14 protein-coding genes are annotated in these 17,017 nt (G+C 65.0%); 3 read left to right on the top strand and 11 right to left on the bottom strand.

The window, feature by feature from the left end; genetic code table 11:
• Positions 1 to 55: 55 nt before the first annotated feature.
• A complete protein-coding gene (locus HHL08_RS12160; RefSeq protein WP_169573434.1) occupies positions 56 to 724 on the bottom strand; it encodes a hypothetical protein in 669 nt (222 codons plus the stop codon).
• A gap of 101 nt (positions 725 to 825) precedes the next feature.
• Positions 826 to 2,109 carry a S8 family serine peptidase gene (locus HHL08_RS12155; RefSeq protein ID WP_169573433.1) on the bottom strand — a complete coding sequence of 428 codons (1,284 nt, stop codon included), beginning with the start codon at positions 2,107 to 2,109 and terminating at the stop codon, positions 826 to 828.
• A gap of 88 nt (positions 2,110 to 2,197) precedes the next feature.
• Between HHL08_RS12155 and HHL08_RS12150 the strand changes: the two genes are divergently transcribed.
• Positions 2,198 to 2,686 carry an RNA polymerase sigma factor gene (locus HHL08_RS12150; RefSeq protein WP_169573432.1) on the top strand — a complete coding sequence of 163 codons (489 nt, stop codon included), beginning with the start codon at positions 2,198 to 2,200 and terminating at the stop codon, positions 2,684 to 2,686.
• On the top strand, positions 2,683 to 3,372 hold the full coding sequence (locus tag HHL08_RS12145; protein WP_169573431.1) for an anti-sigma factor family protein: 690 nt from the start codon (positions 2,683 to 2,685) through the stop codon (positions 3,370 to 3,372). Before HHL08_RS12150 ends, HHL08_RS12145 begins: the two co-directional genes overlap by 4 nt.
• A gap of 46 nt (positions 3,373 to 3,418) precedes the next feature.
• Here HHL08_RS12145 and HHL08_RS12140 read toward each other — a convergent pair whose 3' ends face one another.
• From HHL08_RS12140 to HHL08_RS12110, 7 genes are all read right to left on the bottom strand, one after another.
• Positions 3,419 to 6,574 (bottom strand): amidohydrolase family protein, encoded by a 3,156-nt coding sequence (locus HHL08_RS12140; RefSeq protein ID WP_169573430.1) that lies wholly within the window; start codon positions 6,572 to 6,574, stop codon positions 3,419 to 3,421.
• 1 nt (position 6,575) lies between these two features.
• Positions 6,576 to 9,404 (bottom strand): TonB-dependent receptor plug domain-containing protein, encoded by a 2,829-nt coding sequence (locus HHL08_RS12135; RefSeq protein ID WP_169573429.1) that lies wholly within the window; start codon positions 9,402 to 9,404, stop codon positions 6,576 to 6,578.
• A 131-nt stretch (positions 9,405 to 9,535) separates the two neighbouring features.
• On the bottom strand, positions 9,536 to 10,288 hold the full coding sequence (locus HHL08_RS12130; protein WP_169573428.1) for a metallophosphoesterase family protein: 753 nt from the start codon (positions 10,286 to 10,288) through the stop codon (positions 9,536 to 9,538).
• A 16-nt stretch (positions 10,289 to 10,304) separates the two neighbouring features.
• Positions 10,305 to 10,859, bottom strand: coding sequence for a dCTP deaminase (gene dcd / locus HHL08_RS12125; RefSeq protein WP_169573427.1), 555 nt, complete (start codon positions 10,857 to 10,859; stop codon positions 10,305 to 10,307).
• Between the two features lie 6 nt (positions 10,860 to 10,865).
• Positions 10,866 to 11,324 (bottom strand): cytidine deaminase, encoded by a 459-nt coding sequence (locus tag HHL08_RS12120; protein ID WP_169573426.1) that lies wholly within the window; start codon positions 11,322 to 11,324, stop codon positions 10,866 to 10,868.
• Positions 11,324 to 12,007, bottom strand: a complete 684-nt coding sequence (locus tag HHL08_RS12115; RefSeq protein ID WP_408021775.1) for a GH25 family lysozyme — start codon at positions 12,005 to 12,007, stop codon at positions 11,324 to 11,326. Before HHL08_RS12115 ends, HHL08_RS12120 begins: the two co-directional genes overlap by 1 nt.
• 13 nt (positions 12,008 to 12,020) lie before the next feature.
• Positions 12,021 to 12,503, bottom strand: coding sequence for a UPF0262 family protein (locus HHL08_RS12110; RefSeq protein WP_169573425.1), 483 nt, complete (start codon positions 12,501 to 12,503; stop codon positions 12,021 to 12,023).
• A 114-nt stretch (positions 12,504 to 12,617) separates the two neighbouring features.
• Between HHL08_RS12110 and HHL08_RS12105 the strand changes: the two genes are divergently transcribed.
• Positions 12,618 to 14,108, top strand: a complete 1,491-nt coding sequence (locus HHL08_RS12105; RefSeq protein ID WP_169573424.1) for a replicative DNA helicase — start codon at positions 12,618 to 12,620, stop codon at positions 14,106 to 14,108.
• Positions 14,109 to 14,195: 87 nt separating this feature from the next.
• Here the strand turns inward: HHL08_RS12105 and HHL08_RS12100 are convergent, their stop codons facing one another.
• Entirely contained in the window at positions 14,196 to 15,989 is a 1,794-nt protein-coding gene (locus HHL08_RS12100) for a DUF885 domain-containing protein (RefSeq protein ID WP_169573423.1), read from the bottom strand.
• A gap of 34 nt (positions 15,990 to 16,023) precedes the next feature.
• Positions 16,024 to 16,935 (bottom strand): beta-1,6-N-acetylglucosaminyltransferase, encoded by a 912-nt coding sequence (locus tag HHL08_RS12095; protein ID WP_169573422.1) that lies wholly within the window; start codon positions 16,933 to 16,935, stop codon positions 16,024 to 16,026.
• Positions 16,936 to 17,017 lie beyond the last annotated feature (82 nt).

The raw sequence follows: 17,017 nt of genomic DNA, 5'->3' as shown, positions 1-17,017 counted from the left end.
GCGTCGGGCGGCGGCGTGGAACTTGACCGCCGTCCATATCACGCCCCGTGCGGGGTCAATCGTCCGCCTGATCCGGTGTGGTGGTGGTGCTACGGCTCGCCGATCCCTGGCCGCTCGCCTGACCTGAAAGCTGGCCGCTGGCATCGATCGACGCGGCGTTGTCGATTGCGCCTGTCGCCTGGCCCGCTGCGTTGCCAGCCGCCGATCCCGCGCCGCTGGCCACGCCGGATGCGCGGTCGCGGGTCGCGTTTACCGCTGCGCCGGCCCGATCGCGGCTGTTGGCGACGGTCGTAGCGGCTCGATCACGCGCGGCGGTGGTGGTGTCGGTCGCCCGATCCCGCACGCTGCCGACGGCGTTGCGCGCGTCGCTGGTGCCGAGCGTATCGACCGCCAGGCCGCCGCTGGCCGATCCACCGGCCGAGCCCGATGCGCTGCCGCTGCGGCTCTTGCCTTTGCGGGTCGCCGATCCGGTCGCCGAGCCATCGGCGCGGCTGCGGCTTGATCCGCTGGCGCCGACGCGGCCATTGTCGAGATCGACGCTACGATCCAGGCTGCCTGCGCCATCAAGTGTGCCACCCAGCGAACCGCCGACCCCGCTGCCTGCGCCACCCAGGGCACCGCCCAGCGATCCGCCCAGGCCGCCGCCGCCCAGAAGCTGGGCCGAGGCAGGGGCCGCCGTCAAGGCGGCCAGGCAGGCGGTCGCGATCAGGAACTTGGTTTTCATCACTCGTCTCCTTCATGTGCATATCGATGCGATGAAAGGAGAACGGGAGCGGCGTCCGCTTTAATCCCTGCGGCCCAAGAAAAATAACAAGTTACTGAAAATCATTCATTATTTCTGCAATCCGCGCAGATGACCGGCGTCTTGCCTTTAGCAGGTGGGGTCGCTTCGGCGCGCAGCGCGGCGATCCCGCCGCGCATTAGCAACCGGCCCGCGACCAGCGGCGCGGCGAAGCTGGTGCCGCGCACCGCGCCCTTGCCGCCCTGCGTCGTCGCCGCCTGCATGTCCGCGCCGGGTGCAGCAAAATCGACATGAAGCGCCCGGCCCGCTTCGGGCAGGGGCCGGCCGCGCCCGTCGATCCCGGTGACGGCGATGACGCCTGGGTAGGAGGCGGGATAGGCGGGCGGAGCGGCCGGGCCGTCATTGCCGACTGCCGAGACCAGGGTTACGCCCTTGTCCCGCGCCAGTCGAACCGCGCCGTCGAGCAGCGGATTGGCCGGGCCGACCAGGCTGACGGTCACCACGCGCACGCCACGCGCCGCCATCCATCCCAGCGCGCGGACGATGGCGAAAGCGCCACCCCCTGCCGGATCGTCGCCATAAACGTCGGCGATCAGCAGCGCCGCGCCGGGCGCTCCGCCCTGCACCACCCCGTCGCCGCTGATGAGCGAGGCAACGGCGGTGCCATGGCCGCTGGCGCGCGGCGCGCCCTGCGCGAAGCCGCGCTGTTCGATCGGCCCGCTAAGCGCGGGATGCCGCGCCACGCCGCCGTCGATCAGCCCGGCGATGCGCCCATCGATCCGCCCCCCGCTCGCCAATGCGGTGGCGGCCAGTGGCAGCGCCGCACCGCTGGGGAAATAGAGATTGTCCGCGCTGGCCTGCGCGCGCGGGGCGATCCGGCGCACGTCGCGGATCGCCCTGGCCAGGCTGCGGCCCCTGGGCGGCGTCAGGCGGGCGACGGCTAGGTCGATGCCTTCCACGCTCTCGCCGTCCACGCCATAGCCGGCCGCGCGCAACGCATCGAGCGTGGCGTCGTCCGGGTCGGTGAGGAGAATGACGCCGCGCCGCGCCGGTTCGCGCCGGTCGTCCAGCTCGATCCGGTCGCCATGGCGGCGCAACAGGTCGGTGATCCGGGCGGCGCGCGCCGCGGCCAGCCGGTCGGCTAGGCGCGCGGGCGACAGCCGGTCAAGGTCGGCCGCATCGACCGCGCCGCCGACGCGATCCAGCACATCGGGCACCACCTGACCCACTGCGCCCAGCCCGCCGCCACCGGGCAGCAACTGCGCCTGGGTAGCGGATGGCGCGATCAGGATCATCCCCGCGATCATCCAGGGGCGCGTCAGTTTCATGTCCGTGTCACCGATCCTCTCACCTGCAAAATCAACCATTGCGAAAAAATGTCCATCGGCCTTCTGTCTGCGGGATGAAACGGATGGGCTGGCGCGTTTCATCCTTCGAACCAGTGACGGAGTGCTGATGTCGTTCGAACGCGACCTGCTGGCGATCCTGCCCCGGCTGCGGCGTTTTGCCGCCAGCCTGTCGCGGGACCGCGCCGATGGCGACGACCTGTGCCAGGCGGCGCTGGAGCGTGGCTTGAAGGCGCGCGACCAGTGGCAGCCAGGCACCCGTCTGGACAGCTGGATGTATCGGATCATGCGCAACCTGTGGATCGACGAGGCCCGCGCCCGCCAGCGCGCGGCCCATACCTTCGCCCCCGAAGAGGCGGGCGCGCATGTCGGCCATGCAGGCGACCGTGATGTGGAGGCGCATATGATGCTGTCTGACGTCGATCGGGCGATGCAGGCCTTGCCGCAGGAGCAGCGCGAGGCGATCGCGCTCGTGCTGGTAGAGGGGCTGTCCTACAAGGAAGCCGCGGCGGTGCTAGGCGTGCCGATGGGCACATTGACCTCGCGGCTGGTGCGCGGGCGCGGCGCATTGTTGGAACTGATGGGAGAGGCGGCATGACGGACATAGACGAAGCCATGCTGATCGCGCTGGTCGATGGCGAACTGGACGAGGTAAACCGGCGTCGGGTGGAACGGGCCGTGGCCGCCGATCCGGCCCTGGCCGCGCGGCTGACGCAGCATCGCTCGCTGCGCGCTCGGCTGGCGGGCCATTATGCACCGGTGGCGCAGGAGCCGGTGCCCGACCGCTTGCGCGCGGTACTGGAGGAAAGCGCGACGGTGACGCCGCTGGTGCGAACAGCGCCCCGCTGGCGAAACTGGGCGATGGGCGGCGCGATTGCGGCCAGCCTGGTGCTGGGGCTGGGCCTCGGCCGCCTGTCGGGCACGGAGCCGGGATCGATCGGGACGCGGGACGGCGTGATGGTGGCGCAGGGCGCGCTCGCGACCGCGCTCGATGGCCAGTTGGCGTCAACGCAGGCCGACGGACCGATCCGCATCGGCCTCACCTTCCAGCGCAAGGGCGGCGGATGGTGCCGCAGCTTCGATGGCGCCATCGCGGGCGTCGCCTGCCACGAGGGCGAAGGCTGGCAGGTGCAGCAGGCTTTGCCAGGGGCAGGCCAAAACACCGCCTATCGCCAGGCGTCCTCCGCCGACGCGCGCGTCATGGCGACAGTGGACGCGCTGATCGACGGCGCGCTGGCAGATGCCGACCGAGAGAAGGCGGCGCAGGCAAAGGGGTGGCGATAACATTGCGGCGTGCTCCCGCACAGTCGCGAGCACGCCGCAATGTTACCTACGCATGCGCCACCGCATGACCCGCGCAGCAGGCCGCACGGCTGCTTTCGACATATTCGGCGTCATGCCACCAATAATGTTGATGGACGTCCGCCAGCATCGGCAGCATCTTGCTCGCCGCCGCCTGCGGTTTGGCGTTGACGAAGGGCGCCATCAGCGCTTCGGGCGTATGGACGACGCCGTTCGCGATCACCTGTTTCACGTTGGCGACGGCGGCGACGTCTTTCAGTGGATCGCCTTCGACCAGGATCAGGTCGGCCAGCATCCCGCGCTCGATCCGACCGACTGGCTCGCCCAGAAACTCGCCGCTCCAGCGGGTCGTCATCAACAGCGCCTCATAGGGGGAGATGCCGAACTTCACCATGCCGCGCATGTTGAGGTGCAGGCTGATCGCGGTGAGGTCGATCGGCGCGTCGGTGCCGGAAAAGGGATGCCATCCCGCCGCCAGCGTCATCTTGATCTGCGCAACCTGCCGTTCCAGCGACGCGAGCATCGGCTTGCCGCCGTCGCCCGCCATCGCCTTCACCCGCGCGAGCAGCTTGTCATATTCCCATTGCGGATAGAGCGTCGTGATGCGCGGATCGCGCGTAAAGCCGTCGTCCAGCCCCAACAGGGACGTAGCCGCAAACAGGGTCGGTGTGCGCCCCGCCTTGGCTGCCGCGAACAGGTCGTTGACGTCATGATAGCCGCCGCCCAGCGAGGTGATGGTGCGCGAATAGCCATAGCGGTTGGTCGCGCCGGTATGCTCCATGCAATCCATGCCGCTGTGCAGGGCGGGATAATGATAATGGGACGACAGGTGCATCCCCATCTTGTGAGAGGCGTCGACCACCTCCTTCTGCGTGTCGTGGCGCAGACGGACATAGGTTTTGACCATGTCATAATCGAGCGCCTGGGCGCGCTCCAGTTCCAGCGCCATCTGCCCCTTTTCAGTCACGGGGCGCATGAAATTATAGAAGATGCGCCCGCCGTCGATCGCCTCACCGGTAGCATAGTGGCGCGCGGCGATGCGCTTGCCGCTCTGGATCGCCTCCCGGTCCTCGACCATATGATAGGCGGGGCAACCGGGCGATCGGGTCGCGGTGATCCCCATCGTCAGCCAAAGCCGGCCCATCCGGTCGCCATAGCCATAACCCGCCATCTGCCGGTGGGTATGCATGTCGATCAGGCCCGGCATCAGGGTAAGGTCGGGCGCATCGATAATCTTGGCGTTGGCGTCGGATGCACCCGCGCCGCGCGGCGTGACGGCGCTGATGACATTGCCGTCCAGCACGACATCGACTTGCGTCTTATAATCGGCGGAGAGGGCGTCCCAGACCTTGCCAGCCCGTATGATGGTGCGACCCGCAGGCTTGGCATTGGCCCAACTGAGCCGACAGGGCACGGTCTGCGCCGCGTCGCCGTTGGCGGCTACGATGCGCAGCTTGCCGTTGCTGAGATAGAGCAATTTGCTGCCATCGCCGCTCCAGCTTGGCGCGTCGGTGACTTCGGTGCTGATCTGCTTGGGCGCGGCGGTAAAGCTGCCGTCCGGCGCGACCGGCGCGACCCAGAGCGTGCTGGCGAAGACGAACGCCATACTTTTGCCGTCGGGCGACCAGATCGGGCCATCATGCCCGCGGGTGCCAAGCGACTTGCCCTCGAACACTGGGCGGTAAGTGCCCTTGCCGGTAGCCAGATCGACGGTCAGTATCTGGCTGGCACCTTCGCGATAGCGGCCGGTGACGGGCTTGAAGGCGGCATAGGCGATGGTCTTGCCATCGGGACCGAAGCTGGGACGGCCCGGCTCCCAGAGCGCATCGAACCGCTTGGTGACGGTGCCGGTCGCGACATCGACCGTGTGCAGTGCGCCGTCCTGGTCGAGGAATGCGATCATCTTGCCGTCCTGCGACCAACTGCCCCAGGCGACCGCCTTGTCGGGGATGTTGGTGAGCTGGCGCTCCTTGCCTGTGACGACGTCATGCAGCCACAGGTCGAGCGTGCCGCCGCGGTCGGACGAATAAGCGATGGTCTTGCCATCGGGCGACCAGGCGGGATCGCATTTATGGAAGCCGTCGCCGACGATCCTTTTGGGCGCACCGCCGACTACCATGACATAAAGGTCGTTGAGCGCGGCGAACACGATGCTCCTGCCATCGGGCGAGAGCATGGGCGCAGCGATGCCGACCACCGGCTTTGGCGCGGTGGAGGTGAAGTCGCGGGTCTTCTTGCGATAGCTGGGCGTGGTGACCGGGACTTGCGTCTGGAAGGGGATGACGCTCGCCTTGCCAGCCTTCAGACTGCGCAGCTTGCCATCGGACCCATAAAGGATCGCGCCGTCCTTGGCGAAGGCGGGGCGGAAGGGATAGAGATCCTCGCCCACCACCGCATCCTTGCCGTCCATGACCAGCGTCATCGATCCGGGCTGGACGCGGGTATAGGCGATGGCACCATTGGGCGCGAAGGCGGGGGCCATGATGGCCGACGGGTTGAACCGGTCTGCCGATGGCGTGACGGACGCCACCTCCGTCACCGCCCCGCTGGCGATATCGACCGCGACCAGCTTCGTTCCGCCCGCGACATAGGCGACGCGCTTGCCGTCGGGCGACCAGGCCGGTTCGCTGTCGTTGGTCGTGCCCTTCGACAAAGGCGTGACCTGGCCGCTGGCAACGTCGAGCAGGTAGATCGCGTAGCGGCCGTCCGCCCGGTCGCTGGAAAAGGCGATCGTCTTGCCATCGGGCGACCAGCGCGGTTCGCGATCGTCCAGCAGGCCGTCCGTGTGCTGGCGCAGCTCGCCACCGTCCGCCGCGATCGACCAGATGTGGAAATGGCCGGTGCGATAGGATTGGAAGGCGATGCGGCTTCCGTCGGGCGACCAGTCGGGCTGGGCCAGATCGTCGAAGTCGCCGGTGAGCCGCTTCAACGGCCCGCCCCCGACCGGCAGGGTCCACAATATGCCCAGCAGGTCGAAGGCTATGCGCTTGCCATCGGGCGACAGCGCCAGGGCGACGTTGGTACAGTCTTCGACCGTCACCATCGTCTCCTTGCCGGCGGCGGGGGCGCCGGGGCTTTGCGTCCCCCCCGATTGCGCTATCGACCCTGCGCTGCCCGCCGCGAGCAAACCGATCCCGCCCGTCGCAATCGCCTCGCGCCGGTTCAATCCTGCTGTCTTCGTCATATTAGAACTCCAGGTTGAACCGGCCATAATAGAAGCCGCCGCTGATGCCATAGGGGGCGTAGCCATTGTAAAGGCTGCCGGCGAGCTGGTTCACCGGCTTGAGCTTATTAGGATAGGTGTTGAGCAGATTGTTCGCGCCGATGGACAGCTTGACGCCCTTGGCCAGCTTGTGGCCGAGTTCAAGATCGAGGATCGTCTTGGGCTTCAGCTCCTCGTCGGCAAAGCCCGACGTGCAGGTCGCCGACACTGCCGAGCAGGACATCCAGTCGGCGGTATGCAGCACCGGCAACGCCGCGCGCTGCGTGACCTTGCCAAAGCGGGTAGCGCGCAGATTGGCGTTGAATGCGCCGGTTTCCCAGAGGAAGTTGGCGATGAACTTGTTGCGCGGCGTACCTTCGCTGAGGTCCCCTTGGCGGTCGCGCGCGACGAAGGAGACGCCGCTGCCACCCGTTGGCGGGGGATCGATATGGGTGAAGATGGTCTTGTTGAAATTGGCCGACAGCGAACTGGTCAGATTGCCAAGGCCGCCCAGATTGGCGCGATGGGTGGCGACGATATCCAGGCCGCGGGTCCGCGTGTCCGCTGCGTTGGAGAAGATGAGCGCGCCGAAATTGCCGGCATAGCCATTGGCGTTCAGGATATTGACGACGGCTGCGCCCGACAGGGTGCCGCTGAGCAATATGCGGTCCTTCACCTTGATCTGGTAGGCGTCGACGGTGAGGTTGAAGTTGGGCAGGGGCGTCAGCACCAGACCCGCCGAGAAACTGGTCGATTTTTCGGGCTTGAGCGCCACGGCGCCGAGCGCCTGCGCCGCGGCGCTATCGACCGGCAGCGCGACCACCGGGCGCAACTGACTGACCCCGTCGATGACCACGCCGATCGTGCTGGACGAATTATAATGCTGCTGCTGGAGCGTGGGCGCGCGGAAGCCGGTGCTGGCCGTGCCACGGATGGCGATGCCCCTGACGGGTTCGATGCGCAGCGACGCCTTGCCCGTATCGGTGGTGCCGAAGTCGGAATAATCCTCATGCCGCCCGGCCAGACCGAATTCGACGCCTTCGATGATCTTGCCTTCGATATTGGCGTAGGCGCTCCAATTGTCGCGGCTCCAGCTGCCCGATCCTTCGGGCGTGAAGCCGATGACCCCCTGCGATCCGATGCCGCTGGCAAAGGTGCCGCCACGCCAGCCGCCAGCCGGGAAGATATAGCCGCCATTGATGTAGGACACCGGATCGCCGGGGCTGATGACGAACTTGTTCTTCTTATATTCGCCACCCACCGCGACCGAGAGCGGCCCCGCCAGGCCGATGTCGAATTCCTTGCTGAGGTCCAGGTTGCTGACCCATTCGTCGGAGCGCAGCTTGCCGAGGTAGAAACGGGTCGGGCTTGCCGGTCCAAGCGAGGGATTGAGCGAGGTGGTCTGAGAATATTTGACCTCATCCTGCCCGTAGCTGGTGCTGAGGTCGAAATGGACGCCGCCGCCCACTTCGCCGCGGAGGCCGCCTGCGACCTGAAAATCCTCGTCATAAACGTGGATGCGCGGGATATAGCCTTCAGGATAGATTTCCAGAATATTATTGGCAGCCTGCGGCGTGCGATAGGTCAGCCAACCGGCGGCATGACGCTTGGAATAGGTGCCGAAACTGTAGAGTTCGAGGCTGTCGCCCACCGGCATCATCGCATCATAGCCCAGATTGCCGCCGATCACCTGTGGCTGGCCATATTTGGCGCGGATGCGATTGGGATTGGCGTTGCGCGGGTCGCCGGTCGGATAAAATTGCCCGGTGATCGGGCTGCTCTTCGTGATCGTATTGTCCTGAAGCACGCCATCGGCCGACAGGTGGATGTAACCACCGTCCTGACCCAGGGCGAAGCCCTTGTCGACCTGCCAGCGCCCCTGCCAGCCGCCATTGTCGGCCGTGCTGCCCAGGGTCAGCGCCGCGCCACCCGATGTGTCGTTCTTCAGGATAATATTGACGACGCCCGCGATCGCATCCGATCCATATTGCGCCGACGCGCCATCGCGCAGCACTTCGATTCGCTGGATCGCGTTACCGGCGATCAGGTCCAGGTCCGGCGGCGACTGGCCGTTCTGGACCGATCCGTTGATGAACAGCGTCGCAGTATTGTGGCGACGCTTGCCGTTCACCAGCACCAGCAACTGGTCGCCGCCCAGCCCGCGCAGCGACAGGGTGCGCACCGCCCAGCTGGCGCCCGCGCCATTGTTGGACACGTTGATCGAGGGGACCAGCGTGCCGAGCAGATCGCGCACCGACTGTTTGCCGCTCGTTTCCAGATCCTTCGCGCCCAACACGTCGATCGGTGCCAGGCTTTCGGCGACGGTGCGGTTGGTCGTGCGCGTGCCGGTGACGATGATCGGCGTCGCATCCTCGATCGGTTCGGGGGCGGGGGCCATCGCCATGGCCTGCGCGCCGGTGCCCGGCAGGCTGGCCTGCGCATATTGCAGCGCCAGTGGATTACGGCGCGCGGCGCTGCGATTGGCGGGGGCGGCCAGTGCGATCACGCCTGCGCCCGCTGGGGTGGATGTCAATTCGGTGCCGGCCAGCAACCGGGCCAGCGCATCCTGGGTCGACAGCCAGCCCTGGATGCGGCGGCTACGGATCGCGGCGACCTCGTCATAAGGGAAGAGAATGCGCACGCCCGATTGGGCTGACAATTCGCGTAGCGCGCTGCTGAGCGGCTGGACATGGATGTCGAATTTGTGGCGCTGGATCAGCGTGGCATCCGGCGTAGCGGCCGCCAGGATTTGCGTAGGCGAGACGAGGCAGATGGCGAGGGCTATCCCCGCCACGGCATGGCGAATATGCATTGTCTGTTCCCCTGAATGTAGCGGCATTCCCTGCCGTTCCACCCCCTTCCAACGAAGGATGACGGCTGCACCGCTATCGAATTTTCACAAAATGTGACGTCCGTCCAATATTGTCGCCTGGACAGCACAGGTCATGGCCCGGTCTGGAGTGTCCAGCGGCTTGTCCCTTCCAGCCCCAGCGCGGTCAGGCGGCCGGACAGAAAGGCGCCCGTGTCGATGCCGATCCGGCCGGCCTGTTCGTCCACATCCTCGCTGATGCTGTGGCCATGGACGATCATGCTGGGATGACGGCCGCGATGCGCCAGAAATTCCTGCCTGATCCAGCGCAGGTCAGCCGGCATCTGATCGTCGATCGGCACGCCAGGGCGGATGCCGGCATGGACGAACAGATAGTCGCCGATCGCGATACTGTCGGGCAGGGCATCCAAAAAATCGACATGGGCGCGCGGCACATGGCTTTCCATCCAGTCTGCCAGTTCGGCATCGGTCATGACGCGGAACAGGGCAGGGTCCAGGCCATAGCTGGCCAGGGTCGCCTCGCCCTCCATGCGCCGGAACAGGGGCAGGGCGCGCAGGTCGCCGCGCGCGGCGAGGATAAAGGCTTCCTCATGATTGCCCTTGAGGCAGCGGACATCGCCGCCCGACCCCGTCAGCGCCATCACCGTTTCCACCACAGCGCGGGATTGCGGGCCGCGATCCACCAGGTCGCCCAGCAGGATCAGACTGATCGGCTTGCGCAGACGGTCCTTGTCGTCCTGCGCGATCATCGTCAGCAGCGCGTCGAGCAGGTCGGCGCAGCCATGCACGTCACCGATCGCATAGACGCGCCGGTCGCCGATATCGGGCGGCGGCGTGCCGCGCTTTGCCCTGCGCCAAAAGTTCATGGCGTGGAGTGTCGCATCACAGGCGGGGCAATGTCACGCCCTGCTGGCCCATATATTTGCCCGCGCGGTCGGCATAGCTGACCTCGCACGGTTCGTTGCCCTGGAGGAACAGGAACTGGCAGGCGCCTTCATTGGCATAGATTTTCGCGGGCAGCGGTGTGGTGTTGGAAAATTCCAGCGTCACATGCCCCTCCCAGCCCGGTTCGAGCGGCGTGACGTTCACGATGATGCCGCACCGCGCATAGGTCGATTTGCCCAGGCAAATGACCAGCACGTCGCGCGGCACGCGGAAATATTCGACCGTGCGGGCCAGCGCAAAGCTGTTGGGCGGGATAATGCAGCAGTCGGTCTGGCGATCGACGAAATTCTTGGGGTCGAAATCCTTCGGGTCGACGATCGTGCTGTCGACATTGGTGAAGATCTTGAACTCGTCCGCCACCCGCGCGTCATAGCCATAGGAGGACAGGCCATAGCTGATGCAGCCTTCGCGCCGCTGGCTCTCCACAAACGGCTCGATCATGTTGGTCGCCAATGCCTGTTCGCGAATCCATTTGTCGGAAAGAATGGCCATATCGTGTCAGCTCTTTTTCGTAGGGCCGATGCCAAGGTCCGCCGGACCGAAAGCATGGGGGAGGAGGTCTGCGACCGTGAGGTCGAGGATGCGGTCGCCGCTGGGCGTGGCGCAGTAGATGGCGAGCGTGCGGCCCGCCATCTGTTCGGCCTCGTTCATGATCTGGCGGCACCGGCCGCAGGGGGTGACGAGCGCCTCTTCCCCTCCATCCATCGCGCCGCCGACCACGGCGATTTCCGTTACGTCAGCGAAACGACCCTGCGCGTTGACGGTGGCCAGCGCGACCGTTTCGGCGCAGAGCGAAAGGCCGTAGCTCGCATTTTCGAAGTTGCAGCCGGTGACGATGCTGCCATCGGTCAGCCGCACCGCCGCGCCCACGGCAAAGCGGCTATAGGGCGCATGAGCATGGGCCATCGCATTCCGCGCAGCCTCGATCAACTGTCCAACTCGCTGTTCATCGTGCATCAGGGCGCCACCACATTCCACCGGACCGGACCATCGACGCCGTCGATATGTCGCATGTCGCTGGCTGTCCACATCACCCATGGTTTGGTCGCATAGTCTGGCGGGAAGAAATTACCGTCCAGCCACAAAGTCCGGTTGATGCCGGACCCTATGTCATAGGCCTTGTCGAAATCCTCGGTCACGTTGAGCAGGACCGTCTTGCCGGCATGACCCTCGATCAGGTTCACCAGCGTATTGAGTTCCGACAATAGCAGGTCGCGGTTTGGCCGCGCCGTGCAGGCGGGGGAGAAGGCAAGGCGGATGACCGGCGGCAGCGCGGCATTGTCGCGCGGCACGGTGGTCATATAGCGGGTCGCCTGGTCCATCGCGAGGCGGCAGGGCGTGAACTCCAGCAGCGCGCCATAGCGTAGCCCGGCGATACGCGCGGCGCGCCAGTTGGCGGCAAAGCCGGGGTCGCGCCGGTCGGCCGCATCGGCGGCGCGGATATAGGCGAAGTCCGCGCCCTGCGCCGCCAGCGTGCCCCAATCGACAGGACCATTGTCGGCGCTGATGCTAACCCCTTGAACGGGATATTGGTCGCGACTGGGTGCCCAGGCGCGGGCATAAAGCCATAGCCCCAGCGCCAGCGCCGCGACCACCGCCAGCCCCGCACCGATGCGGACCAGCAGGCCCCCCAAAGTCACAACCCTGATCGTCCTACCCCTTGATATGCAGCACGCAGATCAGCGTGAACAGCCGGCGCGCGGTATCGAAATCGACTTCGATCTTGCCCTCCAGCCGCTCCTTCAGCATCTCCGCTGCGTCATTGTGGATGGCGCGCCGGGCCATGTCCACCGTCTCGATCTGCTGCGGGGATGCGTTGCTGATCGCCTGATAATAGCTGTCGCAAATGGCGAAATATTCGCGGATCGGGCGGCGGAACCGGCCCAGGCCCAGGATGATCGCCTCCAGCGGCGTATCGTCCTTCCGGTTGATCTCTATCACCAGCCGTCCGTCCTCGACCCGCAGCACGACCTTGTAGGGGCCGGCATAGCCATCGGCATGAACCCGCTGCGGCGCGAAGTGATTATCCTCCAGCAGGTCGAAGATCGCGATGCGCCGTTCCTGCTCCACGTCGGCGTTGCGCCACAGGATCGTGCGCTGGTCCAGCTGGATGTCTATGATGCGCGGATCGGCCATGGTGAAGCGGATAGTCAGTGCGGCGGCGCGCGGCGAAAAGCAAGCGCGACTTATCCACAGATGGTTTCCGCCTTGGCCCTTGCGCCGTGCGCGCGCGCAGAGGAAAGAGAGGCCATGGTCGAACTGCTGAAAATCAATCCCGCCGAAAATGCCGGCAACGAATTGCCGCGCAATGTGGAGGCCGAAGCCGCTCTGCTGGGCGCGATCATGATCGACAACCGCATTGCCGAGGATGTGCAGCTCAAGATCAAGGCTGAACATTTTTTCGAACCGCTGCACGGCCGCATCTACGACGCGATCATGCGCCTGCTGGACAAGGACATGATCGCCAATCCGGTGACGCTCAAGCCCATGCTGGACATGGACCCGGCCTTGAAGGAGCTGGGCGGGGCGGGCTATCTGGCGCAACTGACCGGCAATGGCGCGGCGCTGATCGGCGCGCGCGATTTCGCGACCCAGATCTATGACCTGGCGCTGCTGCGGGAACTAGTCGCTGTCGGCCGCGAACTGGTTGAAAATGCGCTGGATACTAGCGAGTCGGTCAACCCGCGCGAGCAGATCGAGGCGGCCGAAGTCGCACTCTACAAAGTGTCGGAGGGCGAGGGTGAGGGCGGTTCGGTCAAGAGCTTCCTCATGGCCTCCACCGCGGCGGTGCAGGTGGCGGAACGCGCGCTCAACAGCGGCGGCCATGTGTCAGGGATCACCACCGGCATCAACAGCCTGAACGCCAAGATCGGTGGTCTGCACAATTCCGATTTGATGATCCTGGCCGGGCGACCGGGCATGGGCAAGACCTCTTTGGCGACCAACATCGCGTACAACGCCGCGTCCCGCTGGCTGCGCGACAATGCCGACGGTATTCCGGCCGAAAAGAATATGGGGGCCAAGACCGCCTTCTTCAGCCTCGAAATGTCGGCGGACCAGCTCGCCACCCGCGTATTGGCCGAACAGTCGGGCATCAGCGGTGAAGCGCTGCGCATGGGCAAGATCAGCCGGGCGGACTTCCAGAACCTGTCGCGCGCCGCACGGGAGTTGCAGGAATTGCCGCTGTTCATTGATGACACGCCGGGCCTGACCATCGCCGCGCTGCGTACCCGCGCGCGGCGTTTGAAGCGTCGCCACGATATCGGCTTCATAGTCGTCGATTATCTCCAACTGCTCCAGGGCACTGGCCGCGGCAACGAAAATCGCGTCAACGAAATTTCGGAAATTTCGCGTGGTTTGAAGACGTTGGCGAAGGAATTGCATGTCCCGGTGCTGGCGCTCTCGCAGCTCAGCCGTGCGGTCGAACAGCGTGAGGACAAGCGCCCGCAACTGTCCGACTTGCGTGAATCCGGCTCGATCGAGCAGGACGCGGACATGGTGTGGTTCGTGTTCCGCGAGGATTACTACGAAGCCGCCAAGGAGCCCAAGCCCGACGACGAGGCGGCTTATGCGACATGGAAAGAAAATATGGAGCGGATCTACGGCCTCGCCGAAGTGATTATCGCCAAGCAGCGCCACGGCTCCACCGGCCGCATCCGCATGAAGTTCGATGCGAAGATCACGCGATTCTCGGACGTTGCGGACGATAGTTATCAGGATTTGGATTACGAATCCCGCTAACTAGGTCCGTTCGCTTCGAGCGAAGTCGAGAAGCGAACGACACCGCGCTTCCCGTTTCTCACCTTCGCTCGAAACAAACGGAATATGCTATCCCCTCGCCCGCGCGGCGACCCGTTTCTCCAGCATCGACAGTGGCATCGCGCCTTCCTCAAGGATGGCGTGGAACTGCTTGAGATCGAACGCCTTACCCTGCGTTGCCTGGGCATCGGCGCGGGCCTTGGTCCAGACGCCATGACCGACCTTGTAGCTGGTCGCCTGGCCCGGCTGGGTGCAATAGCGCTCGACCTCCCGCTGGCAACGCGGGCGGGCGAAGCCAGTCTTCTCCACCATATAATCGGTTGCCTGCTTCACATCCCATTTCTTCGCATGGATACCGGTATCGACCACCAACCGCGCCGCGCGGAACAGGAAAGACTGGAGATAACCGGCGCGATCGAGCGGCGTCGCATAACCGCCCAGTTCGTCCGCCAACTGCTCGGCATAGAGCGCCCAACCCTCGCTATAGGCGCTCATGAACGCGGTCTTGCGCAGCATCGGGATATCGCCCGCCGTCTGCGCGGTCGAGATCTGGAGATGATGGCCCGGCACGCCTTCATGATAGGTCAGTGCCGGCAGGCCATATTTCGGCCAGTCGCCGACGTCTTTCAGGTTGATGAAATAAATGGCAGGGCGCGACCCGTCGAGCGCGGCGCGGTTATAATAGCCGTTGGACGCGCCATCCTGAATCTCAACCGGCACCGCGCGAATTTCCAGCGCGGTGTCAGGAATGGTGGTGAAGGCCTTGGGAAGTTTGGCTTTCATCGCGTCGACATCGCGGTTGAGCTGGGCCAGCAGCGCCAAACGCCCCTCGGCGCTATCGGCATAAAGCTGCGACGGTTCGGCATTCAGCGCGGCCAGCCGCTCGCCGATCATGCCCTTGGCATAGCCCGCACCCTTCAGAATGGCGTCGAGCTGCGCGCTGATATCGGCCACTTGTTCCCGCCCCATGGCGTGGATCTGGTCGGCGGACAGGTCGGTCGTGGTCGCGCTCTTGAGCGCAGCGGCGTAGATTTCGTCACCGCGCGGGGTGCGCCACACGCCGTCGCCGGCCGCGGTCTTGTTCTTCAAAGCCTCGATCGCGGCGATCTGATCGTCCAGTGCGGGATAGATGGATTTTTCCACCACCGCTGCCGCCTGCGCGTGCCAGTCGCCCACAATGCCCTTGGCCGCGGCGCGCTTGACCAGCGACTGCACCATGGAACTGTCAGCGGCCGGTTGCGCGCGCAATTTCTTCATCTGACCCAGCGTCAGGTCCAGCGACCAGCCCGGTGCCAGATAGCCGCGCGCCGCCTCGTCCCGCTGGAGCGCCGTGTCAGTGCGCAGGTTGCGGGCGAAGGCGTCCAGCCGCGCGACATAGGCATCGCCATCGGAGGCTGCGTTGATGGTGTGGGCGGTGTTGAGGAAATCGGGCGTCGAGAAATAACTGCCGCCCTGCTGGAATATCCGATAGGGGCGCACCGCGCTGTTGAAGCCGAATTTGGCCGGGGCGACGGTCTGCTGGTCCAGCGCATAGAGGATGACGTCAAGGTTGAGCCGCTGCGCATCGGACAGGCTGGCGGTCTTATAGCTGTCCAGTTCCTTGATCGCGGCCTGGGTAGCGGCCAGCTTTTTCAGCATCGCCGACTTGCTATTGTCGTCGAGCTGGCTCTTGGCCCCCGCACGCGCGCCCTTGTCGAGGCCCAGGCTCGTGACGAAGCTGGGTGACAGGTCCAGTTGCCGCTCGAAAATGGCGGAGAAGGCGGCGGAGAGGCGCGCGTCGTCGCTACCCTGCGCCAGAGCGCGCGGGGCAGCGGCGGCGAGCGCGACGGCACCAGTGGAAAACAGGAAAGCGCGACGGTCCATGGGTTACTCCCTTATCTCTCGATAAAGGAGACTCTTAAGCCGGCGAGGCGATCCGTCCAGAGGCTTGTAACAATGTTGCGTGGGGTTCGCCGGGCGCAGGCAGCGTATTGGCGGCGGGCGTCAAGAGATGCGCTTCGAGCAGGTCGAGGATATGGCTGTCCTCCTGCGCATCGAATTTGCGCGCGAACAGGTCGGGGCTGAGCGTCAGTCGCAGCGCGTCGCGGGTGACGAAGGTGCGGGGGCGCAGCTTGATGTCGCCATCAGGAATCCAGTCGATCGTGCGCAGGTCGTCATTGACCACCTTGCCGCCGGGAAAGGCGTTCATCATCAGCGTCTGGAAAAAGCCTTCATCGGCGATGAGCGTCCGGCGATAAAATTGCTTGAAGCGCCGCGCGGCAGGATTGTGACAGGCAAAGGCGCAAAATTCGCGCGTGACCGCCTTCCATTGCGTACCGATATAGGGGGTGATCCCGCTCATCGCACGGCGTCGCACGCCGGTCCGCACGATGCGGTTGAAGGCTTCGACGAAATAATGGCTGAGGCGATTCATCGTGTCGGGGCGGACAGCCTGCTGGGGGACGTTGCGGATGAACTCCGTGCCGTCATGGCTGGCCAGGTAGTCGGCGATATAGGCCTGCGATTTTAGCGGAAAATCCTGGCCGCTCAGGTTGATGAAATAGCGCCAGTCCGCATTCATCTCCAACAGCTTGGCCATGCCGCGCAATTCAGCGTCGACCAGACTGTAGCCGCCCCACAGCATCTTGCGCGAAGGCAACATGGCGACATTGATATAGGGGTTGAGGAAGGCGGCGATATCGGCCGTCATATCTGGCCCTGACCGCTGATCGACATGGATCAGATATTGGTTGCCCGGCACATAGATGGCCTGGAACATGCGCTTGAATTGCTCGGGAAAGCGATGGACGAGGATGAGATAGGCGATCATGCAGGGCGTACTCCATCGGACGCGCATCGGGTCGATCGACCGATGCGGTGCAGGTGTTTCCAGCCTTTTGGAAAATCATCGA

The organism is Sphingobium psychrophilum (genome assembly GCF_012927105.1).
Taxonomy (GTDB): domain Bacteria; phylum Pseudomonadota; class Alphaproteobacteria; order Sphingomonadales; family Sphingomonadaceae; genus Sphingobium; species Sphingobium psychrophilum.
This window is presented reverse-complemented; position numbering and strand designations above follow the sequence as displayed.